This window comes from Paraclostridium bifermentans (assembly GCF_964259345.1).
In the GTDB taxonomy this organism is placed as follows: domain Bacteria; phylum Bacillota; class Clostridia; order Peptostreptococcales; family Peptostreptococcaceae; genus Paraclostridium; species Paraclostridium bifermentans_B.
This window is the reverse complement of sequence record NZ_CAXVJR010000003.1, coordinates 398,110-419,281: the sequence shown is the minus strand read 5'-3', so window position 1 is coordinate 419,281 and position 21,172 is coordinate 398,110. Positions and strand designations below refer to the sequence as shown.

Here is a 21,172-nt window from a genome sequence, read left to right as displayed (position 1 = left end):
ACCCCACCTCCTAGTATCTATCGTTTATTATTTCTATAATTTCTTTCTTATTCACATTTATCGCCTTCATGCTTTGTATAAATGCATCCATAGATTCGTTTATTAAATCTTCTTTTATTTTATTTATAAGGTCTTCATCTGTAGTTATATTACTTTGATAGTTTCTTTGTGTTGTAATTATCCCCATATCTTCCATCTCCTTATATGCTTTTTGAACAGTATTTGGATTCACCTTTATATTTACAGCCATCTCTCTTCTAGATGGTATACTATCTCCAGGTTGTAAATCACCTCTTACAACTTGTTGTTTTATGTATCTTATGATTTGAATATATACTGGTTCTTTATCGTTTGGCATAAAATTCATATTATCACCTCCGTATTACTGTACTATATCAGTAGTACACTTCTAAGTGTATTATAGATGTAATACACCCTTTAAGTCAAGTTTAACTTTTTACCTAAACTTTATTTTTATATATAAATATATTTAAAGATTGAATTTTTAATATTAAAGTACTAATATTTATGTAAACAATGTAAGGAGGTGCTATTATTTTAGATAAACTTAAAAACTCCATGAAAAATCAATTTAATATATATGATAACTATAAAATAAGTGATTATAAGTTTGATTTCATGGGAGAATATATACTAACTAACTCTAAATACTTTCTAAGTAAGAAAAAGGTTATTTTTTCTTATGACAATAGAGAGTATGTATTCGCAAAAGAATTAGATTACATATCAAAAGATTATCTTGAAAAAAACTTACTTCCATTTTCCGATTATGCGATGAAAAATATTGTACAAACAGATGAAAATCACATGTCTACAACAATAACATTATTCCTATCTTCAAATAACATAGACATTAATCTAAAAAAACAAATTCCTAAAATCAAAAAAAGAAAAAGCTATATGTTTGGTCTTAAAGGCTACTCTTCTTTAAGATTAATATTATTTGATCAACTAACAAATGAGTTTATTTATAATTCTGATTCAAAAGATATTATCCATTTTTATAAGGAGGTTTTATTATGAATTCATTGACCTTACTTTTGGTTAGTGCTGTTGTTTTATTTATAGGTTATGTATGTTATGGTGGGTATTTAGCAAAGAAATGGGGAATTGATGATAGTCGAAAAACTCCAGCTCATACAAAATATGATGGTATAGATTATGTCCCTGCTAAGTCTCCAGTTTTACTTGGTCATCATTTTGCATCTATCGCAGGTGCTGGACCTATAGTAGGTCCTATACAAGCTGCTATATTTGGTTGGATACCTGTTGCTCTTTGGGTTTTAATCGGTAGTATATTCTTCGGTGGAGTTCAGGATTTTGGTTCTTTATTTGCATCTATTAGACACGAAGGAAAGTCTATAGGTGAAATAATAGAATTTAATATGGGTAAAAGAGGTAAAAAACTATTTGCATTATTCGCTTGGTTAACATTAGTTTTAGTCGTTGCAGCTTTTGCAAATATAGTTGCTGATAACTTTGTTTCTACTCCTCAAGCTGCTAGTGCTTCTATATTTTTTATGATACTTGCAATAATATTCGGTATTGCTGTTTATAGATTTAAAATGCCTTTATTTCCAGCAACTATTATAGGAGTAATACTACTATTTGGTTGTATTTATTTAGGATTTTTATTCCCTATAGCTTTAAGTAAACAAACTTGGATAGTATTACTTATGATATACATTTTTATAGCTTCTGTTACTCCAGTTTGGATATTACTTCAACCTAGAGATTATTTAAATTCATATTTATTATACGCAATGATAATTGGAGCTCTTTTAGGTATAGTTATATTAAGACCTGAAATTCAAATGGATGGTTTTGTTGGATTCAATGTAAATGGTCAATATTTATTCCCTGTTTTATTCGTAACTGTAGCTTGTGGTGCAATATCAGGATTCCACTCTCTTGTCGGTTCTGGTACTTCTTCAAAGCAATTATACAAAGAATCTGATGCTAAAAAAATAGGTTATGGTGCTATGCTTGTAGAAGGTTTACTTGCCATAGTTGCACTTATAACTGTTGCTTATATATCTAATAAACAGTTTGGAAACTTATTAGGAAATGGTGGACCTGTAAATGTATTCTCTGAAGGTATTGCAAACTTTATGGTATCTTTTGGTATACCATTTGAGGCAGGAAAAACTTTTACATCTCTTGCAATATCTGCATTTGCCCTTACATCTTTAGATACAGCTACAAGACTTGGTCGATTTATATTCCAAGAATTCTTTGACACTAACGATCTTAACCCTAAAGAATCAGCTAAGAAAAATCCACTTACTAATATGTATGTATCTACATCAATTACAGTTGTTTGTTCTGGATTATTAGCTGTTATGGGCTATGAAAAAATATGGCCGATATTTGGTTCTGCAAACCAATTGTTGGCTGCAATCGCTTTAATGGCAATAGCTATATGGCTTTATAATTCTAATAGAGGATTTAAAGAGTTTATTATACCTATAGTGTTTATGTTTATAGTTACTATAGTATCTCTTTGCTTTAATATAAAGGCAAATATAGGAGTTAACTATGCATTAGTAATAATCGCAGTTTTACTATTAGTGTTAGCTCTTATACTTATTAAAGAAGCTCTTAATTTTATTAAAAATAGTAAAGATAATAAAGCTCCCAATAAATAAATAAAAAAGGATGTATCTAATTAGATACATCCTTTTTTATTTATTTTATATTATCTATACTTAACATTCTATAAAAATTAGTTTGTGCTACAAATATATATGGTTCTAACCAGAAAAATCCTATACCTAATGTAAATAAACAAAGAATAGCCCATCCTATAAAGCTCAATTGCAATATAAATAATTTAGTTTTATATCCTTTCATCATTTTCATGCTTAAACTCATAGCTTCTAATGTTCCTAATTCTTCATGTTCTATTATTAAATATGGAACTTGTGCTACAGCTAATGCAAATATTATAAAAACTAATACAATCAAGCTAACTATAGCTATAATAAGTACAGTATATAAAGACATACTTCCTTCTGTAAAAATCAGTGTTGCTCCTATACCTGCAAATGCAAACATGCTTACAAATATTAGTATAAAAGAAATAAGCATAATAATTATATTGTATATTAATGATTTTAATAATGCTTTTTTTGTAACTAATACATCTCTAAAGTTTGCATTGCCATCAGTATCTATAAACTCTAGATAAAATCTAGGTAAACCTACAGTAGCCCATATAGATACAGCCATAGTCAATATAAAACTTACTATTATTGTAGTTAACGATGATGATTCATTTTGAAACATTCCTGTAATATAAACTAATATCGAATATGCTAAAGTTAATAATACAGGTATTTTCCAATGACCTTTTAACTGACTTTTAGATAATTCCTTAATTTCTTTTCTATTAATTTTAATCTCCTCCCTTTCCCCTTTATATACATTGTATGTTTCTTTATTATAAAATTACATAAATAATATAAAATGTTATATTTTTGTAATTAAATATCATGTATAGTTGGTATATACTCTATATAAACTAATATCGAGGTGATGTAATGATAACAATAATTTCTCCAGCAACAACTATGAATTTTGATAAAAATATAAATATAAGCTTAAAATCATCAAATCCTTACTTTGCTAAAGAAACTGATATACTTATAGATATATTAAAATCTTTAAATAAAAATGAAATAAGTTCTCTTATGAATTTAAGCGAAGAGTTAACAAATTTGAATTTTGATAGATATAAATTATTAAAAACTTATAAAAGTGATTACTTACAAGCTATTTTAGCTTTCGACGGACAAGTTTTTGATTGTATAAATGTAGATGATTTTGATAATAGTGATTTTGAATTTGCAAATAATCATTTAAGAATTTTATCAGGTCTATATGGAGTATTAAAACCATTAGATTTAATACAAGCATATAGACTCGAGATGAAAGCTAAGTTAAAAAGCGAATGTGGAAATGATTTATATAAATTTTGGAAAGAAAAAATAACTGCTTATTTATTCAATGAGCTTAATAACTGTAATGATAAAACTTTAGTTAATTTAGCTTCTAATGAATATATCAAAGCTATAGATATTAAATATCTATACAAAAATTTTAATATTGTTAATGTTGAATTTAAAGATTTTAGAGAAAATACTAATTCTTATAAAGTTATAGGACTTTACTCAAAAAAAGCTAGAGGATATTTAACTAGATATATAATAAAAAATAAAATCGATAATGTTGATGTATTGAAAGACTTTACATATGATGGCTATAAGTTTAATACAGATCTTTCTGATAACAATAACTTTATATTTACTAGGTAAAAGTTATCTTTATCTTAGTAATATGTCATTAAAGCTATTTTTATATAACAACTTTAAACATGCCTTAAATTCACTATAACTTTTAAGGCATGTTTTTATTTTATGTTTACAATAAAAGTGTCATTTATTTTATATTTTTTCCCTATTGTGTCATTTAGCAAAAACTCTACACTGATATCATAAGTTTTATAATCTAACTTTTTTATATTTAAAATTTTATAACTATCTACCCATTTACTGCTATCATACCTGCTCCATCTATACCTTGTATCTTTTTGAATTTCTCTAACTAAAGAAGTTCTTATATTACTATTAACATTAAACTTTTGACTTTTATGTAAGCTTATATTATCTATTTTTGATAGTAAGATTACACATAAAGTTAATACAAGAAATACACCTCTTATTCTTTTGTCCAATTTATCACCTTTATTTAATATATATTTTTATATAGTTAATTTTTGCTTTTTTACACATTATTATTCTAATATATATTTTATTTATAATTTGTTTTATAATTTAAGTTATATAGTATTTGAATTTTATTTTTTAAAGATTATATATAAATTTTTAGGGTATATACTAAAAGACTTAAAATTTGGAGGTTTCAGACTATGAAATATGATTACACTAAAGAGTTAAATAATATAATAGATAATATATATAAAGAAATGATATTACAAATAGCTAGAAATAATGAAAATATAAACTTTTCTAAAGATAACTTTAAAAAATCTAAAGAGTTACTTTTAAAAGAAAAGGTGTATCTAGGAAGTGATATGGACGAGTTTATAGTAAACTGCATTCCTAAAGGACATGAAGGTAATTTATTTAGGGTTTCTATAGCTAAGTACCATAATAGAGTTCATCCACGTTTTGAAAATTATAAAGGCGAACCTATAGTAGATTCTAACTATAATAAATTCTCACTTCTTCTTTGGGAAGATCATATGAATACAGCATTAATAGATGATATTCAAAAACTATTTAGCCAAGAAGGTTTTATAGATTTTGTAAATAATAAATTAGATATATTTTCAGATGAGCTATATAATCTAAATAATAAATATAAAAATGAATCGGTAGTTATAAATTTTGAAAATAAAGAAGAATTATTAGAGGTAATAGCCGACATGATAGTAAACAAAGAGCTTAGTTTTGATTATGCTCATATGTTAGTTGATCTTGATAAGCTAAGAGATGATATGACTAAAATATCTGCTACATTTGATGTGTATAACGAATTTGATAAGTTAGAAGATGATACTAAAAATTGTATAATGAATTACTGTAAATATAATTCAGACGAATTAATTGATGAATTAATAAACAATCAAGGTTTTAAATTAATTAATAAAAGTTTAATTAAATAAGTAATTTAGGGGGCTATATTTAAATCTAGCCCCTTTTAATATTATCTACTTATTACATTACCAAAAAAGTCCATATCTAAATGATCAAATTCTATGTCTGTTTTTCCTTCATAACTAAAATATATACCATCAATCCATTCGCCTTGATAATTTCTTTGAAGTATATTTTCAACTAATGTAAAACTAGTTATGCTAGCTCCTGTACTTCCTTGGAAATAATTAGAACTCCAGTAATTTTTATCATCACTTTCTCTTATATCTATATATGCTATATTATTTTCTATCTTTAAAAGTTCTATTGGCGCATCATCAAATTTCAATTCTGATATTTTATCTATAACTATTTCTAAATTTTCTTCAATGTCATTATTTTTATCTATACTTACATTCCCTAATGGTATAGACTCACTAGTATGCACATCCATAGTTACAAGTTGAATATCAACTTGTTTTGTTTCATTTATATCATCATCTTCTTTATTAATTTCATCTTTTTCATCTTTTTCAGTCTCTATATCTTCCTCTTCATCTTTCGTACTATTTTGATTTTCTATTTGGTCTGTTTCCTTTATATCATCTTCCTCTTTTTCATCTAATTCATCTAATTTATTTACAACTTCTGTATTAGTATTGTTCCCTGAATTCATATCATTTTTTTCTAAATCTTCATCGTTAGTACAACCTACCATCATTAATGTATTAATAATTAAAATCATGAAAATGGATTTTAGTTTTTGCATATGTACACCTCCATACATTTTTACTATATAATATGTATCCATAAAATTATATGCTCCTATATATGGAAATATTGTTCATATTCATAAAATATATACAAAAAAAGAGCAAAAGCTCTTTTTTTATTAATTAATTCTATTTAATTCTTCTTTTAGTTCTTCATCTTCTTTAGCCCATAAAAGACTTCTTTCAACAGCTCTTTTCCACCCTTTGTACAAAATAGCCCTTTTTCTTTCGTCCATACTTGGTTCAAATTCTTTCTCAATTTCCCACTTTTCTTTTATTTCATCTATACTTTTATAAAATCCTACTGCAAGCCCTGCAAGATATGCTGCCCCTAAAGCAGTTGTTTCTATAACCTTTGGTCTATCTATATTAATGTTTAATATATCCGACTGAAATTTCATTAAAAAGTTATTAGCACTTGCTCCACCATCTACTCTAAGGCATTTTAAATCTATTGATGAATCTTCTTGCATAGCATTTAGTACATCTTTAGTTTGATAAGCTATAGATTCTAGTGTCGCTCTAACTATATGACCTCTTTTTGCTCCTCTAGTTAATCCAAATATAGCTCCTCGTGCATACATATCCCAATAAGGTGCTCCAAGACCTGTAAATGCTGGAACCACATATACACCATTAGTATCTTCAACTTGGCTAGCGTAATATTCTGATTGCCCTGAATCATATATAAGTCTTATTTCATCTCTTAACCACTGTATAGAAGCTCCACCTACAAATATACTACCTTCTAATGCATAGTTAACTTTTCCATTTACACCCCAAGCTATTGTAGTTAATAATCCATTTTTAGATTCAACAACTTTATCTCCCGTATTCATAAGTAAAAAGCAACCTGTTCCATAAGTGTTTTTCACACTTCCCTTTTCAAAGCAAGTTTGACCAAATAAAGCAGCTTGTTGATCTCCTGCACATCCTGCTATAGGTATCTTTGCACCTGCTAGCATTTCTTCATCAGTATATCCATAAACCTCACTAGACGGTCTAACTTCTGGTAACATACTTTTAGGTATATTTAATTCTTTTAATATATCTTCATCCCATTTTAGATCTTTTATATTATATAACATAGTTCTAGATGCATTTGAGTAATCTGTAACATGAACCTTTCCTCTAGTTAAATTCCATATTAACCATGTATCGACTGTTCCAAATAATAATTCACCTTTTTCTGCTTTTTCTCTTGCACCTTCTACATTCTCTAATATCCAATTTATCTTTGTGGCTGAAAAATAAGCATCTAGTATCAATCCCGTTTTTTCTTTTATTATAGGTTCTAATCCTTTTTCCTTTAATCTATCACAAATATCCGCCGTTCTTCTACACTGCCATACTATAGCATTATATACAGGTTTTCCTGTATTTTTATCCCATACTATAGTAGTTTCTCTTTGATTTGTTATACCAATTGCTGCAATTTCATCTGGTCTTACAAATGAAGTTTCTAAAACCTCTCTTAAGACACCACTTTGACTTCCCCAAATCTCCATAGGGTTATGTTCTACCCAAGAAGCCTTTGGATAAATTTGTGTAAATTCTTTTTGTGCCGATGAAACTACATTACCATATTTATCAAATAAAATCGCTCTAGAACTAGTAGTTCCTTGGTCTAACGCTATTATGTATTTTTTCTCCATATCAATCTCCTTAAAGCTTCTTTTCAAACTATACTCCAAGTAAATATTAACAATAAAATAAATCTACTACAATGCTTTTAATATAAGTTATTTTTTAAACGAATTACCTTTTATCTATTTTATAGTTACAAGCTTTATAAGTTACTGGTGTTCCATCAGTTTTATCATTATCAAATTGGATAACTTCAATTTTATGAATTCCTTCTTTTAAATCATCTTCACAAATAGTTAGTGTTATAGAATTAACATCACCTAATTCTTCTATGGTATTAAGTTTGCCATCTATATATATATAACTAAGCCTTGAATCATCAAATCCTTTTGATTGAAATCCAAGTTGAGCTAATCCTTTATATTCATCTACATATACAGTAGGTGTAGTTTCATTTTCAGAAGTACTTATTGGAGTCGTAACTATTATATTTCCTTCTCCTATCTCATTTGTAAGTCCTGTTGGTACAATTTTTTCTACTTCTCTTTTATTTTCTACTACTTCTTTTGAACATCCAACTAAAAATATTCCTATTATAAAAACTAACAATAATAAAGATAATAAATCTTTCATATAAACCTCCATGAAAATCGATATTACTCACTATTATTACCTTTTATAACTTTTTAAATTCATTACCAAATTAACTTTTATTAAACCTTTACATATTCAAATTACTTCTTTTAACAAATTAATTCATTGCACAAAAAAGGAACTACCTAAAAATATGGATTAAATAATTAATCTATACTTTAAGACAATTCCTTTTAATTTATTATGCTACTTCTAATTCATCATCTGAATCAGATTTTTCATTTCTATCATTTACAAATTTTAATACATAATGTAGAACCATTCCTACACCTATTGCGAAAACTAAATCAAATACTACTGTAAATGTAAATGTTACAACTAACACAATAACATCTGACTTACTTGATCCTAGTAATTCTTTAAAATGAGACCATTCTCCCATATTATAAGAAACAATTATAAGTATAGCCGCAAGTGTTGTCATAGGTATAAGTTTAGCCATAGGCATAAGTATAACCATTATAAGTAATAATGTTATAGCATGTACCATACCTGCTATTGGACTTCTTCCTCCACTTTTTACATTGGCTGCAGTTCTCGCTATAGCTCCTGTAGCTGGAATTCCTCCAAATAATGAAGATGCTATATTTCCAAGTCCCTGTGCTACAAGTTCCATATTAGAATCATGTTTATCATCTATCATATTATCTGAAACTACGCATGACAATAATGACTCTATTGCACCTAATAGAGCTATCGTTAATGCTGGTTTTATTAAAGTTGTTATTGTTTCTAAATCCATGTTTGGTATTTGTGGCTTAGGTACAGATGATGATATATCTGTAAATCTAGAACCGATAGTATCAACTGGTAGGTTAAATAAGTTAACAACTATTGTAGATAATACTAATGCTATTATTGAAGCTGGTATCTTTTTGTTTATTTTAGGCCAATAAACTAATATTAAGATACACGCTATTCCGACTATAAAAGATGCTATATCAAACGTAGATATATGTTCTATATAGCTTTTTATTTTTTCTATAAATTCAGCTGGAACATCTTGTATTTGAAGACCAAAGAAGTCCTTTAGCTGAGTTGTAAGTAAAGTTACAGCTATACCACTTGTAAATCCAACTGTTATAGTTTGTGGTACATACTTTATTAAAGATCCTAATCTTAGCAATCCCATAATAACTAATATAATTCCTGCCATCATAGTAGCAGTTATAAGTCCAGTTACTCCATATGTTTTAACTACTCCATAAACTATTACAACAAATGCTCCTGTAGGGCCTCCTATTTGAACCTTACTACCACCTAAAAAAGATACTACAAATCCTGCAAATATAGCAGTTATAAGTCCTTTTTCCGGAGACACTCCCGACGAAATCGCTAGAGCTATAGATAAAGGAAGAGCTATTATAGCAACTATAATACCAGATACTACGTCTTTACCTATTTGCTCTTTTGTTAATTCATTATTTTTAATCATTGTAAAAAACTTTGGTAACACTTAAACACTTCCCTCCAAAACTAATTATTGCAACATTTAATATATTAATCCTATTTTTGAATAAAGTCCACCCATAAAAGAAAATAATTTTTAAAAATAATAAAAAAGATACTCCACGTCCGAAGTATCTTTGATGTTTTTTATATTTCATTCAGCTTTTGTAGTAATTCATCTAAATCTATTCCATGTATATATGCAGCTTGCTCTAAAGTTTCCATTTGAGCTGAAGGACACCCTAAACATCCCATTTCATATTGCATAAGCACATTTACAGCCTCTGGTTTTTTACTTATTAAATCACCTATTAATGTATTTTTATCTATTTTCATTTTAAATTCTCCTTTTCAATAAAGTTCGCATTTAGTTTTTAACTATATGTTAATATTATACCCTTTATAAATTTTTTTCTGTAACATAAGTTACATTTCTTACAAATATTATATCAAAGTATATAAATTAGTAAATTTTATGTTATAAAATTTTATTTTCCGTTAAAATTTTACAGTAGCATTTATTTTCTTTTTAACACTTTTATGATAAAATATGTTATATATTTATACTTGCTTGAATATAAATTTAAATATGAAACTTGTACATAATATAAATATATTTTAAATTTCAAGCATGACTTGTTATCATAATTTAAATTTGAGATAATCTAGGAGGATTAATATGAGCTTAAAAGACAAATTTGCAGAATCATATGCTAGATCAAAAACAATGACTGGCCCAGAAAAAAAGGCTAATGAAATAATGGGAAAATTATTACTAAAGAAAAGTATTATTCCTATGATTATAATGTTAGTTGTATGGATTGGTGGTTTATCTTTAAATGTTAATGGATGGGTTTTATTTGGAGTTGTGTTAGCACTTGCTATAGGAACTTACTTCTATATTAAAAAACAAGGTGATAAGTACCAAAACTTTAAACCTTTTGTTGGAAACCTTATAAGCCTTGAGAAAAAAGGTAAAAAAGAATATGTAGCTATCATAAAACAAGGTAAGAGAGTCGATAAATTACAAATAAAATATGGTGGCGAAGACTTAGAAAAAGTTAAGAAAAACCAATTAGTTCAAGTAAGTTATAACAAAGATGCTCAAATAGCTATAGTTGTAACTAGATAATTAAATGCGAAGGAAAAGCTTCTACAAAATTGTAGAAGCTTTTTTTATTCATTTAATACATACTTTTTATAAATTTTTAATGCATTAGCTAATTGATCTGGGCATGATGTTTCTCTATTTTTACACGGTATCTTTTCAAATATTTCAATAATATCATCTATACTTTTGCCTTCAATTAAATTTTTAATACCAATTAGATTCCCTGCACACCCACCTTCAAAAACAACATCTACTAACTTATCACCCTCTAAATCTAGTAATATTGATTTAGAACAAACCCCTGTTGTGTAATATCTATACATATACTATCACCCTATTATTTATATTTTACTATTATATCTATTTATAAAAAATTTAGATTATGTAAATATTTAGTAATTTTTTTTAATTTATATTATAATTGTAAGTATATATACTTGAATATATAAAACTATTTATGTATATAATTTTATATATTAAATATTAGGAAGTGATAATTTTGAATACAACTGATAAATATAATTCAGTTAAATTATATGACTACATGTTTAGAATTTTATTTATTATGTATTGGACTATTTTTTGGTTTATAGGAGTTATTCTAACTGATAATAAATTTGATAATCTAGCGACTTCTATTTGCTGGTCCTATATAATACTTTGTACAACATATCTCTTAATTTATTTAATTAACATTAAATGTAATAAAATTTATGAGTCTAAAATAGAAATTTATTATAAGATATTTACAATAATTACATTTGTAGTTTCTTCTTATAGTTACTATATAGTGCCAATTAGCATATTTTGGTTTCTATTTAAATTAACTTTAGTATGTGTTTATATGTATATATCTATAGTCAAAGTATCTAAGTATAAATTAGAGGAAGGTGTTGTAGGTATAATGAACGCATCACTAATGCTATTTATGATCCTTCGATATTAATACTTGAAATATTAGACATATATAGTATTTTTTGATATTATTTATCTTGATAGTTAATACTATAAATAAACAAATTATAAAGGAGTTAATACCATGGAGAGAACAGTTTTAGCCACTATAGGTGAAAAAGAAATAACAAACTTAGACATTGAAAATGCTTTAAAAAGCTTAGATCCATATCAAGCTATGCAATTTAATACAGAAGAAGGTAAAAAAAGATTATTAGAAGATTTAGTTAATCAAGAGTTATTCTATCTTGCAGCTAAAGAAGAAGAATTACATAATGATGAAAACTTCAAAAACGAAATGAGAAGAATAGAAGAAAACATGTTAAAGCAATTTGCTATAAACAAAGTTTTAGCTTCAGTTAAATTAACTGACGAAGAAATAGCTAACTTCTATGAAGCTAACAAAGAAAGATTCGTTAAGCCTGAATCTGCTTCTGCTAAACACATATTAGTTGATACAGAAGAAAAAGCTAATGAGTTATTAAATAAAATAAACAATAATGAAGTTTCATTTGAAGAAGCTGCTAGAGAGCACTCTTCTTGCCCATCTAAAGATGCTGATGGTGATTTAGGTACTTTCCCTAGAGGACAAATGGTTCCTGAGTTTGAAGAAGCTGTATTTAGTATGGACAAAGGTGAAGTTAGAGGACCAGTTCAAACTCAATTTGGATATCACTTAATAAAACTTGAAGATAAAAATGAAGGTGGACAATCTGAACTTGAAGAAGTTAAAAATGATATAGCTAAGAGCTTAATGTATCAAAAACAAAATGAAGTTTATTCTTCAAAAGTAAATGATTTAAAATCTAAATACGAAAATATAGTTAAAATAAACGACTAATATTATTAAAAGGGATAAATTAATTATTAATTTATCCCTTTATTTTTTTATAACAATATTCAATTATATCTCTTCTTTTTATTATCCCTATAAAAATATTTTGATCATCTATAACAGGTACGAAATTTTGATTCATTGATTTTGATATTAGGTCTTCTATATTAGCATTTATAGACACAGGCTTATTATCCATTCTCCTTTTAATATCACTTATACATATATCTTCTGTTAACTGTAAATTCAGATTAAAATCATTTTTTAAAGTCCATAATAAATCCCCTTCAGTAATAGTCCCCACATACTCCCCATCTTTATTTATAATAGGTATAGCAGAATATCTATGATACTCCATCTTCTCTAATGCCTGTCTCATCGTATAGTCATCATATATATATGCTACTTCACTTTTGGGTGTTATAAAAAATAGTATATTCAAATACTACACCTCCTAATAAGTAGTATAAATTAAAAATAAATCTAATATCATTTTAACATATATTAAATAATTTTAAAATAAATTAGATTTTATTTAGATATTTTTTTAACATTTTGTGGTATATATGAAAATATACAATTTCAAAAAAATAGCTATCTCAAATTCGAGATAGCATAAATTATTAATAATGTACTTTTATTAAATGAAACCTAATAGCTTTATCACTCCATCCTAAGTCCCAAGGCACTAACATTCTATCAGTATTATGACAAGTAACAAGCGGATACCCTTTTGAGTCTGCTCCTGTTACAGTGGATACATGAGTTATTCTTCCACCTTTTTCATAAGCTACTATATCTCCAGGAGTCATGCTATATGCAAGCTTGTACACATCTTCAAAAGATCCCTTACAAATTAACGATCCTCGTCCACTATTTAATAGATAGTTTTTAAATCCTTGAGCATTAACCCACGCTTTAGTTCCTGAATTGTTATAATAATTCCATGTCCCATTTTTCTTAAATCTTCCACTTTCATACATTATTTGTGAAGCAAAGTTAGCACAGTCTCCTCCATCAGGATTAAAATCTTTGTATTCTGGATTAAATTTCATTCCATGTTCTTCATCTGCTGCTGCTCCACAATATTTATGTGCATATTCTACACCTTTTATTTGTTCATTAGTTAAACTGATTTCAATTTTATCTTTTGACATAATGTAATTTCTTATATCATCAGATTTTATATTGTCTAAGTGTAGAGAGTCTGCAAATGGGTCAGTGTACCATTCTTTAGTTATTATATACTCATTATCTATTATTCTCATATTAAGATAATGGTATGTTCCTATTCTGAACATATTTTTAACTTCAGGCTGATTTTCATAAGAATAATTATATTCAGTTGATACTGCGCATATTATACCATATAAATTTTCCTCTTTTTCCTTAACTTTCCTTACCTTTACTCTAGTTTTTATATCATTAAATTTAACACCTTGCTTATATGACCAATTTTGTAAGTATTTCATTTTAGTAACTTCTTGTTCATATGCCCAAAGCCCAAATTTATGATCTATATCATATAACTTTTTTAAAACTTCATCGTTTTGGGTCAGTATAGCCTTATTTCTGTGGTCAAATAAATTTTCTAATAACAGCTGAAACTTTGAAATCTCCGTTTCTTGTTCTGTTTTAGTATTAGACGTACCTTTCATTATAAATGCACTTATTTTTTTTTCTCCACCTATACATAAAGCTAATGTTGTAACTATACATATCCCGGTAAGTATTAATATTTTTTTTATTTTTTTCTTGTCTATTTTTCTTATGTCCAAATCCATGCCTCCTATCAAATACTAGACTTAAACTTAACAATATGGAGCATTTTAAAGCTAATATAATATTTAATATAGTTTTTACATTTTTTTAGCCAAATATAATTAAATTTATGGTATAATTGTCTAATCATTAAATTTTAGGAAAGAGGTGCTTAGTTGTTAAAGAAAATAAAACTATCTAAAGTAAATAATGTTCTTACTAATAATATATATGCAGATATTTGTATTTTAAGTGAGGAAAATTTTGGAGATGTTATAAAACTCTATGAAGATGTTAGTAATTCTATGGATAATAAAAATTGGTTAAAAAGTAGAAATTACGATTCTTTAAAAAAGACAATAGATAATGGTGGATTTATAGTAGGTTGTTATGTAGGTTTAGAACTTATTGCTTGTGCTCTTTGTGACGTCCCTAGCACAAACGATTTGGAGCTTTTAGCTTCTTTAGGTATTTCTATGGAAGATTTTAAAAACACATATATATCTGGATTTGTTATGGTTCATCCTATGTATAGAGGAAATTCTTTGCAGATTAAGTTACTTGATTTAAGGATAGATATAGCTAAGTCCCAACATAAAAAATATGTAGTAACAGTTGCTGCAGTTGATAATATTCACAGCTTAAATAATATAATTAGCAGAGGCTTTGAATTTAAAACTCAGCGCGAAAATGAATTTGGAATTTTAAGGAATATATTTTTAAAGGATTTATTTCCTTGTGAAGTTAATGAAAATGAAATTAATCAAAATATCATAAATTTTGTAATATAAAAAGAGACCTAAATTGGTCTCTTTTTCCACGTTGTATAGTTCTTATAAGTCTTTGTATTTCATACTATATACTATTCCATAATTAATAGTTTTGATACAACTTTTAATTTTTCATATAAGTAACATTTATAATTTTTTTTTATAGTATAAATTATATGCTTTAAATTTATTTTAAGGGGGAATATTATGAACTTAAATACTAAAGCAAAAGAATTTGCTGTATCTATTAGAAATAGTAATGAGTTTAAATCAATGTACAAAGCAAAAAAAGAACTTGATAAAAACCCATCTTTAAAAAAGCAGTTTGATGAGTATGCAAAAAATAAAAATCTAATATATTCTAGATATAAAATAGAAGATGCTTCAAAAAAAATAAGTCAACTTAATAGAGAATATGATAAATTCTTTAATCATCCTTTAGTTTCTAATTATATGAATGCTAATAGAACTTTTAATACTTTGATGGAAAACCTTTATAAACAAATAGAATCTGAGTTAACTAAATAAAAAGACCGCCTTTTTAAGGCAGTCTTTTTATCTTTCGAAATGTTGATAATCTTTTAAACTTGTCCAATCTCCTCCCCAAGTCCATCCTCTTTTAGTAAATGCTTCATAACATGCATCTCCTTTAGTTATCATTCCCTTTACATTTAGTTCTCTATCTATATAATCTATACCCTCTCTAGGGCTTACTTCTCCATTTTTAACCATAGGGTTTATAAGTGGATTAATATCTATCGCTAGCCCTTTAGAATGATTTGACAGTTTATTAGATCCAGCTATCTCTCTATAGCAAAATGCAGATGTATTATTATCTTTCATAGATAAATCATCAATTGCATCATACTTATCAATTAAACTAATTTTTTCTATTGGATATTTTTTACTATATAATTCTTCAAATATATCCAAAACTTCATTTGAAACACTTTTATCAACTATTATTTCTCCTATATGTGGTTTATCGTCAAATCCATAATATGTAACTTTTAAATAAGATAGCTGACTTATATCCACTTGTTCTTTATTTGGTATAGATTTTCCTATCATGTTTTCATATATATCACTAGGTATTTGTGATGATGTAAATACAGGTGTAAATTTTTTACTTTCTATTGGCTCTATTGACTTAGTTTCTTCTTTATTGCACCCACTTAAGATTATAAGTGAGCAAACTAATACTAATAAATATATATTATTTCTTAAAATTCTCATACTTTACCCCTTTCATAAATATACTTAAATATATTTTACAATAAACAAAGCAAAGCTCATAGTTTAAACTATGAGCTTTGCTTTGTTTATTTAATTCATGTTATTCATCATATTTTTCATCATATTTTGCATATACATGTAATAGTTCATCCACATATCTTGCATTTCTTCCATTCCCATTTCATCCATATTCATGTATGGTTCTTCCATAGATGGGTATTTACAAGCAAAATCTCCCATGTATTGCATTGGTTCCATATTATATATTGGATTTATATATAATCCAGTTTCCTCTTCTTTTATCAGTAAAATATCATCTAAATCACAATAATCTTCTTTTTTATCATAATCATATTTGCTGCAATAGTCGTCCATATCACAATAGCTATAGTCATAATCACAACTACACTTTTTCTTCATTTCTTTCTTAGGTTTATTGTAAGTTGGACATACATATTTAACTTCACATTCACAACTTGGCTTCATTTTTTTGTTACAACTTTCATAGTTGTCATAACAGTTCATTTTGTCATGTTTATTTGAACATTTACTAGGTTTAGATTTACAAGGTTCATCTAGTCCTAAATCTACATAACAAGATTTTTTCATTTTTTTACAGTCATCCATATCATAACAATCATTTATCTTATCTTGGCATTTTTTCATCATATTTTCACATTTTTTAGATTTTTCTTCGTACTCTTTTATTTTTTCTCCTGCTACTTTATAACAATTCATAGCTTTTTCATCACACTTCATAGCTTGAGAATATAAACATTTTGCTTGTTCATTTTCATTTTGAGCTTTTTCATATAGACATTTAGCTTTTTCACAGTACTTCTCAGCTTCATCTCCAGCTTTTTCTGCTTCTTTATATAAACACTTAGCTTTTTGGCAAAGATCTTCTGATTTACATAAAAGGTCATTTGCTTGTTTCTTTAATTTTTCTGCTTCACATTCGTTATCTATAGATTCTTTTGCTAATTTTTTAGCTTTTGCCTCTAATGCTTTAGCTTTTTTATCACATTCTTTTGCTTCTTCGTAAGATTCAACTGCTAAGCACTCACAATCTAATGCCTTTTTAAAAAGTTTTTCAGCTTCTTTAGCTAATTTAACACACGTATCTTCAAACTTTATTTCACAGTCATCACAAGGACCCTTTGGACAACAAGTTGCCTCTGGCATTTTATATGATTCACTTTTGTTACAAGCTGGTTTTTTACATGGTTCACAGTAACTTTCTTTTACTTTACACTCATCTTTCTTTTTGTTACAACCTGTATTTGTTCCACAGCTATTATTCCATTTTTTCTTTTTTCTCATACTACTCATAGCTAGTCAAAACCCCTTTGTTGTATTTTATTTTAACTAAGCAAATTTATATGCTTAATAATAATTATATGAAACTAGCTTTTTCTGGTTACTAATAACATCTAAAAATTATACATAAATTACCTTTAAATTTATTTTTTTCTTACTATAAAAATCTTTGTTATTACATAATATATTAATGAATTAATAATCAAAACACTAAAATATAGTTGATTGGAGTGATTTTAAATGGATAAGAACCAAATGAATAATCAAATTGATGATTATACAGAAAAAGGACAAGAATATTTACAAAAGGCTGAAGAAAAAGCTAATGAACTTTTATCAAAAGCAAATGGTGTTGCACATGATGTTGTTGATAAAACAACAGATATGAAAGATGATATGAATAATGTTTTAAAAAAAAAGACAACTCTGAAGTAAGTAGTTATGATGATTGTTGCTGTGGTATGGATTATGAGTGTTTTGATGATGAAAAAACTACAGTTGACTATGTAAAGGATTATGCTAAAAAGCATCCTGTTATAACAGCTACTGCTGCATCTGCTACAGTTTTAACAGGTCTTAGTTTAGTTAGTCCTAAAACTAGAAAAGTAACAGTACCAGTTGCAAAATACGCAATAAAGCAACAAGCTAAATTCACATTAGGACTTGGAATGCTTGCTATGGCTACTTATCTAACTAACCAAAGCAAAAATTCTATATATGAATAAAACTTTAGATAGCATATTATTATTTAAATTTAAAAAGAGCTATTTTAAATAGCTCTTTTGTTATCTGTTAATATTTATATTTTCAGCTTTAATATTTATTTTATATTCAGGTTTATTATTATTAAAGTTATTAAAACTACCTTTAAAAGTTTTCATATCTGAACTGTTATCTCCATCTAGATGATATATTGCATTTTCTGAACTTAAATCAAATTGTAGGTTATAGTTATCTATAGGTAGATCTATATTTACACTTCCTAATTTATTTACTATATTCAGATTTTTAGCAATAGGAATATCACTATCTATATCCACATCCATAACAGCATCTCCAAATACATTAATTTGATTTGGAATGTAGTTATCTATATTATCAGTAAATATATCTCCTGACTCAGATTTTATATTTACATAAGAATCACTACTTATATTTACATTTTCTATACCTAAAATTTCTCCCGCTGTTAATGTTATACTATCTTCAGCACTTATTTTTAAGTTCTTCATATTCTTGATTTCATTAGATAAAAATATTCTACCATATGCAGTATCAAAAGTTACATTGTCTAATATAGCATTTTTATCTTCTATGATTAAACTTCCTCCAAGAGTTTTTGCTTTTATATCTACCTCATTTGGAACATATACTATTATCTTATTTGGCCCCAAGTTCATCATTTCTATTATAGCATCTCCAAAGCCTTGTATCTGCACATTAAAATTATAATTTTCATCATTTTCTTTTATACTAAAATTATTCTCTTTATTATCTATAGTAAAAGTTTTATTATTTGTTTTTCCTAATTGTACTATCTTAAGTTTATCTGAATTACTTTTTCTAATTTCTACATTAACATGTCGTGTGTCTATTTCTAGTTGATTTATATCAACTTTCTTATCATATATAGTTACTTCTTTATTAGCCTCTTTTTCAAGTTCCTTTACATAGTTTGTTGCAAAAGGAACTGCAAATAAAGATGATGATATAGTTCCTATAATCCCTATAACAATTAATGCTACTGCAAATATGGTTACCTTCTTATTCATCTATATCATCTCCTTTAGCATTTATTTTTCTTTCTTTAGCATCTATATATCTCTTTTTATTTTTTAACCAGTTTACATATTGCTTATATAATCTTTTTCCAAGTTTTAATATATACATATATACTTGTATTCCTAAAATATCAAATCCTAATATACCTATACTTGCAAATACTATAAGTGCTGCTATAGAATTATCTAATACAAATAACGGTCCTGATGTTCCAAGTAAAATAACAAAAGCTATATTAAGTGATATTATAACTACTCCAGCACATACCATCATTACTACAAACATTAACCATACAAACATTAATCCTAGACTTAATCCTGTTAAAAGTAGCTTTATAAGCTTAGTAGATAATCCATCTTTATCATTTCTTAAACTAGGTGTTAACTTATCATTTATAACATCTTTTGATTTTTTATATCCATCTCTGACTCTTAATTTAAATTGATTTAAGCTATCATAAACTTTATCAAACTTTTTATTGCTATTATTAACTTTACTTTCTTTCATTTCATCAACTAAATCTCTAACTATAGACTTAGGAGATCCTAAAGATTGTATAATCTCTATATCACTTTTGCCTTCTATTTCCCCATCTATAAAATATTCTTCATAATCTCTTAATATATCGTTAACTTCATCTTCTGAAAAATGATTAGCCAAATAATCTTTCAATATTTCTAAAAACTCTCTTTTATTCAATACTACTACCTCCTTAATCTAAATTTATAAGATAATCTACCGCACTAGTGAAATTTTTCCATTCTCTTATAAGGTTTATTAAATTCTCTCTTCCAAGATCAGTTATTTTATAATACTTTCGTGCAGGTCCTTCACTAGACTCGAGTATATAAGTCTCAAAGTAACCTTCTTTAGTCAATCTTCTTAATAAAGGGTATATAGTTCCTTCGTTAACTTCTATAACCTTAGATATGTTTTGTACTATCTCGTACCCATACATATCTTTTTTAGATATAAGAGCTAACACACATATCTCTAAAACACCTTTTTTAAACTGTGTATTCATTCACTCATTCCTTTCTATAAAAAATTTAGCTTCGTCCGTTGCTCAAAATGTCTTTTTTTACTTTCATCAATATGTTGATATAACTATACTCTATAAGTTCTTAATAGATATTCGTTAAACATAAATTACTTAAGCGTAAAAATACGCTACTATGTTTTATACAGTACCTTGTTTTATTATCGTCATACACATATATTAACACAGTACTGTGTAACACACAATACCTTGTTAAATA

Annotated in this window: 25 protein-coding genes and 1 pseudogene; 10 read left to right on the top strand and 16 right to left on the bottom strand. The window is 26.6% G+C overall.

Annotated features, from left to right (window positions below; genetic code table 11):
* Positions 1-10: 10 nt before the first annotated feature.
* Complete coding sequence (locus tag ACEXNK_RS08335; protein ID WP_373598107.1) at positions 11-367, bottom strand: GntR family transcriptional regulator; 357 nt, start codon at positions 365-367, stop codon at positions 11-13.
* Positions 368-579: 212 nt separating this feature from the next.
* On the opposite strand from ACEXNK_RS08335, the gene ACEXNK_RS08330 reads away from it, so the two are divergent.
* Together ACEXNK_RS08330 and ACEXNK_RS08325 are read left to right on the top strand one after the other, a co-directional pair.
* Positions 580-1,044: a hypothetical protein gene (locus ACEXNK_RS08330; protein ID WP_373598108.1), complete on the top strand. Its 465-nt coding sequence runs from the start codon at positions 580-582 to the stop codon at positions 1,042-1,044.
* On the top strand, positions 1,041-2,669 hold the full coding sequence (locus ACEXNK_RS08325) for a carbon starvation CstA family protein (protein WP_373598109.1): 1,629 nt from the start codon (positions 1,041-1,043) through the stop codon (positions 2,667-2,669). Before ACEXNK_RS08330 ends, ACEXNK_RS08325 begins: the two co-directional genes overlap by 4 nt.
* A gap of 40 nt (positions 2,670-2,709) precedes the next feature.
* Here the strand turns inward: ACEXNK_RS08325 and ACEXNK_RS08320 are convergent, their stop codons facing one another.
* Positions 2,710-3,402, bottom strand: coding sequence for a DUF975 family protein (locus ACEXNK_RS08320; RefSeq protein WP_373601577.1), 693 nt, complete (start codon positions 3,400-3,402; stop codon positions 2,710-2,712).
* 161 nt (positions 3,403-3,563) lie between these two features.
* Here ACEXNK_RS08320 and yaaA point away from each other — a divergent pair, with 161 nt between their 5' ends.
* Positions 3,564-4,337: a peroxide stress protein YaaA gene (gene yaaA / locus ACEXNK_RS08315; protein ID WP_373598110.1), complete on the top strand. Its 774-nt coding sequence runs from the start codon at positions 3,564-3,566 to the stop codon at positions 4,335-4,337.
* 95 nt (positions 4,338-4,432) lie between these two features.
* On the opposite strand, the gene ACEXNK_RS08310 is transcribed toward yaaA, so the two are convergent.
* On the bottom strand, positions 4,433-4,756 hold the full coding sequence (locus ACEXNK_RS08310) for a hypothetical protein (RefSeq protein ID WP_373598111.1): 324 nt from the start codon (positions 4,754-4,756) through the stop codon (positions 4,433-4,435).
* Between the two features lie 195 nt (positions 4,757-4,951).
* On the opposite strand from ACEXNK_RS08310, the gene ACEXNK_RS08305 reads away from it, so the two are divergent.
* Positions 4,952-5,710, top strand: coding sequence for a hypothetical protein (locus ACEXNK_RS08305; RefSeq protein ID WP_373598112.1), 759 nt, complete (start codon positions 4,952-4,954; stop codon positions 5,708-5,710).
* 41 nt (positions 5,711-5,751) lie between these two features.
* On the opposite strand, the gene ACEXNK_RS08300 is transcribed toward ACEXNK_RS08305, so the two are convergent.
* The 5 genes from ACEXNK_RS08300 to ACEXNK_RS08280 all read right to left on the bottom strand — a co-directional run bounded on the left by ACEXNK_RS08300 (position 5,752) and on the right by ACEXNK_RS08280 (position 10,480).
* Positions 5,752-6,450 carry a hypothetical protein gene (locus tag ACEXNK_RS08300; protein ID WP_373598113.1) on the bottom strand — a complete coding sequence of 233 codons (699 nt, stop codon included), beginning with the start codon at positions 6,448-6,450 and terminating at the stop codon, positions 5,752-5,754.
* Between the two features lie 123 nt (positions 6,451-6,573).
* Positions 6,574-8,109, bottom strand: a complete 1,536-nt coding sequence (gene glpK / locus ACEXNK_RS08295) for a glycerol kinase GlpK (protein WP_373598114.1) — start codon at positions 8,107-8,109, stop codon at positions 6,574-6,576.
* 103 nt (positions 8,110-8,212) lie between these two features.
* On the bottom strand, positions 8,213-8,674 hold the full coding sequence (locus ACEXNK_RS08290) for a hypothetical protein (protein WP_373598115.1): 462 nt from the start codon (positions 8,672-8,674) through the stop codon (positions 8,213-8,215).
* Positions 8,675-8,876: 202 nt separating this feature from the next.
* Positions 8,877-10,151, bottom strand: a complete 1,275-nt coding sequence (locus tag ACEXNK_RS08285; protein ID WP_373601576.1) for a SulP family inorganic anion transporter — start codon at positions 10,149-10,151, stop codon at positions 8,877-8,879.
* Between the two features lie 140 nt (positions 10,152-10,291).
* Positions 10,292-10,480 carry a DUF1858 domain-containing protein gene (locus ACEXNK_RS08280; RefSeq protein ID WP_373598117.1) on the bottom strand — a complete coding sequence of 63 codons (189 nt, stop codon included), beginning with the start codon at positions 10,478-10,480 and terminating at the stop codon, positions 10,292-10,294.
* 343 nt (positions 10,481-10,823) lie between these two features.
* On the opposite strand from ACEXNK_RS08280, the gene ACEXNK_RS08275 reads away from it, so the two are divergent.
* Positions 10,824-11,276, top strand: a complete 453-nt coding sequence (locus tag ACEXNK_RS08275) for a hypothetical protein (RefSeq protein WP_373598118.1) — start codon at positions 10,824-10,826, stop codon at positions 11,274-11,276.
* Between the two features lie 44 nt (positions 11,277-11,320).
* Here ACEXNK_RS08275 and ACEXNK_RS08270 read toward each other — a convergent pair whose 3' ends face one another.
* On the bottom strand, positions 11,321-11,578 hold the full coding sequence (locus ACEXNK_RS08270) for a TIGR03905 family TSCPD domain-containing protein (RefSeq protein ID WP_373598119.1): 258 nt from the start codon (positions 11,576-11,578) through the stop codon (positions 11,321-11,323).
* A gap of 716 nt (positions 11,579-12,294) precedes the next feature.
* Here ACEXNK_RS08270 and ACEXNK_RS08265 point away from each other — a divergent pair.
* A complete protein-coding gene (locus tag ACEXNK_RS08265; protein ID WP_373598120.1) occupies positions 12,295-13,050 on the top strand; it encodes a peptidylprolyl isomerase in 756 nt (251 codons plus the stop codon).
* Between the two features lie 31 nt (positions 13,051-13,081).
* On the opposite strand, the gene ACEXNK_RS08260 is transcribed toward ACEXNK_RS08265, so the two are convergent.
* Together ACEXNK_RS08260 and ACEXNK_RS08255 are read right to left on the bottom strand one after the other, a co-directional pair.
* Positions 13,082-13,486, bottom strand: coding sequence for a CBS domain-containing protein (locus tag ACEXNK_RS08260; protein ID WP_373598121.1), 405 nt, complete (start codon positions 13,484-13,486; stop codon positions 13,082-13,084).
* Between the two features lie 181 nt (positions 13,487-13,667).
* A complete protein-coding gene (locus tag ACEXNK_RS08255) occupies positions 13,668-14,822 on the bottom strand; it encodes an amidase domain-containing protein (protein ID WP_373598122.1) in 1,155 nt (384 codons plus the stop codon).
* 159 nt (positions 14,823-14,981) lie between these two features.
* Between ACEXNK_RS08255 and ACEXNK_RS08250 the strand changes: the two genes are divergently transcribed.
* Entirely contained in the window at positions 14,982-15,596 is a 615-nt protein-coding gene (locus ACEXNK_RS08250) for a hypothetical protein (RefSeq protein WP_373598123.1), read from the top strand.
* A 186-nt stretch (positions 15,597-15,782) separates the two neighbouring features.
* The gene (locus ACEXNK_RS08245; protein WP_373598124.1) at positions 15,783-16,103 is read left to right on the top strand and encodes a YlbF family regulator; all 321 of its coding nucleotides are present in this window, start codon (positions 15,783-15,785) and stop codon (positions 16,101-16,103) included.
* Positions 16,104-16,130: 27 nt separating this feature from the next.
* On the opposite strand, the gene ACEXNK_RS08240 is transcribed toward ACEXNK_RS08245, so the two are convergent.
* Both ACEXNK_RS08240 and ACEXNK_RS08235 read right to left on the bottom strand, forming a co-directional pair.
* Complete coding sequence (locus tag ACEXNK_RS08240) at positions 16,131-16,811, bottom strand: M15 family metallopeptidase (protein ID WP_373598125.1); 681 nt, start codon at positions 16,809-16,811, stop codon at positions 16,131-16,133.
* 90 nt (positions 16,812-16,901) lie between these two features.
* Positions 16,902-18,143 (bottom strand): hypothetical protein, encoded by a 1,242-nt coding sequence (locus ACEXNK_RS08235; RefSeq protein ID WP_373598126.1) that lies wholly within the window; start codon positions 18,141-18,143, stop codon positions 16,902-16,904.
* A gap of 228 nt (positions 18,144-18,371) precedes the next feature.
* On the opposite strand from ACEXNK_RS08235, the gene ACEXNK_RS08230 reads away from it, so the two are divergent.
* Both ACEXNK_RS08230 and ACEXNK_RS08225 read left to right on the top strand, forming a co-directional pair.
* Complete coding sequence (locus ACEXNK_RS08230) at positions 18,372-18,566, top strand: hypothetical protein (protein WP_373598127.1); 195 nt, start codon at positions 18,372-18,374, stop codon at positions 18,564-18,566.
* Between the two features lie 26 nt (positions 18,567-18,592).
* Positions 18,593-18,856, top strand: a complete 264-nt coding sequence (locus ACEXNK_RS08225; protein WP_373598128.1) for a hypothetical protein — start codon at positions 18,593-18,595, stop codon at positions 18,854-18,856.
* A gap of 60 nt (positions 18,857-18,916) precedes the next feature.
* Here the strand turns inward: ACEXNK_RS08225 and ACEXNK_RS08220 are convergent, their stop codons facing one another.
* From ACEXNK_RS08220 to ACEXNK_RS08210, 3 genes and pseudogenes are all read right to left on the bottom strand, one after another.
* A complete protein-coding gene (locus ACEXNK_RS08220) occupies positions 18,917-19,903 on the bottom strand; it encodes a DUF4097 family beta strand repeat-containing protein (RefSeq protein ID WP_373598129.1) in 987 nt (328 codons plus the stop codon).
* 531 nt (positions 19,904-20,434) lie between these two features.
* A pseudogene (locus tag ACEXNK_RS17550) lies at positions 20,435-20,612 on the bottom strand (DUF1700 domain-containing protein); the annotation flags it as partial.
* A 13-nt stretch (positions 20,613-20,625) separates the two neighbouring features.
* A complete protein-coding gene (locus ACEXNK_RS08210) occupies positions 20,626-20,937 on the bottom strand; it encodes a PadR family transcriptional regulator (protein WP_373598131.1) in 312 nt (103 codons plus the stop codon).
* Positions 20,938-21,172 lie beyond the last annotated feature (235 nt).

Bases quoted from the DNA above. Each gene is read 5' to 3' on its own strand.
- ACEXNK_RS08265 (WP_373598120.1), top strand. From the start codon at position 12,295: ATGGAGAGAACAGTTTTAGCCACTATAGGTGAAAAAGAAATAACAAAC.
- ACEXNK_RS08240 (WP_373598125.1), bottom strand. From the start codon at position 16,811: ATGAGAATTTTAAGAAATAATATATATTTATTAGTATTAGTTTGCTCA.
- ACEXNK_RS08330 (WP_373598108.1), top strand. From the start codon at position 580: ATGAAAAATCAATTTAATATATATGATAACTATAAAATAAGTGATTAT.
- ACEXNK_RS08325 (WP_373598109.1), top strand. From the start codon at position 1,041: ATGAATTCATTGACCTTACTTTTGGTTAGTGCTGTTGTTTTATTTATA.
- yaaA (WP_373598110.1), top strand. From the start codon at position 3,564: ATGATAACAATAATTTCTCCAGCAACAACTATGAATTTTGATAAAAAT.
- ACEXNK_RS08290 (WP_373598115.1), bottom strand. From the start codon at position 8,674: ATGAAAGATTTATTATCTTTATTATTGTTAGTTTTTATAATAGGAATA.
- ACEXNK_RS08300 (WP_373598113.1), bottom strand. From the start codon at position 6,450: ATGCAAAAACTAAAATCCATTTTCATGATTTTAATTATTAATACATTA.
- ACEXNK_RS08305 (WP_373598112.1), top strand. From the start codon at position 4,952: ATGAAATATGATTACACTAAAGAGTTAAATAATATAATAGATAATATA.
- ACEXNK_RS08225 (WP_373598128.1), top strand. From the start codon at position 18,593: ATGGATTATGAGTGTTTTGATGATGAAAAAACTACAGTTGACTATGTA.
- ACEXNK_RS08270 (WP_373598119.1), bottom strand. From the start codon at position 11,578: ATGTATAGATATTACACAACAGGGGTTTGTTCTAAATCAATATTACTA.
- ACEXNK_RS08245 (WP_373598124.1), top strand. From the start codon at position 15,783: ATGAACTTAAATACTAAAGCAAAAGAATTTGCTGTATCTATTAGAAAT.
- ACEXNK_RS08275 (WP_373598118.1), top strand. From the start codon at position 10,824: ATGAGCTTAAAAGACAAATTTGCAGAATCATATGCTAGATCAAAAACA.
- ACEXNK_RS08230 (WP_373598127.1), top strand. From the start codon at position 18,372: ATGGATAAGAACCAAATGAATAATCAAATTGATGATTATACAGAAAAA.
- ACEXNK_RS08280 (WP_373598117.1), bottom strand. From the start codon at position 10,480: ATGAAAATAGATAAAAATACATTAATAGGTGATTTAATAAGTAAAAAA.
- ACEXNK_RS08335 (WP_373598107.1), bottom strand. From the start codon at position 367: ATGAATTTTATGCCAAACGATAAAGAACCAGTATATATTCAAATCATA.
- ACEXNK_RS08220 (WP_373598129.1), bottom strand. From the start codon at position 19,903: ATGAATAAGAAGGTAACCATATTTGCAGTAGCATTAATTGTTATAGGG.
- ACEXNK_RS08210 (WP_373598131.1), bottom strand. From the start codon at position 20,937: ATGAATACACAGTTTAAAAAAGGTGTTTTAGAGATATGTGTGTTAGCT.
- glpK (WP_373598114.1), bottom strand. From the start codon at position 8,109: ATGGAGAAAAAATACATAATAGCGTTAGACCAAGGAACTACTAGTTCT.
- ACEXNK_RS08235 (WP_373598126.1), bottom strand. From the start codon at position 18,143: ATGAGTAGTATGAGAAAAAAGAAAAAATGGAATAATAGCTGTGGAACA.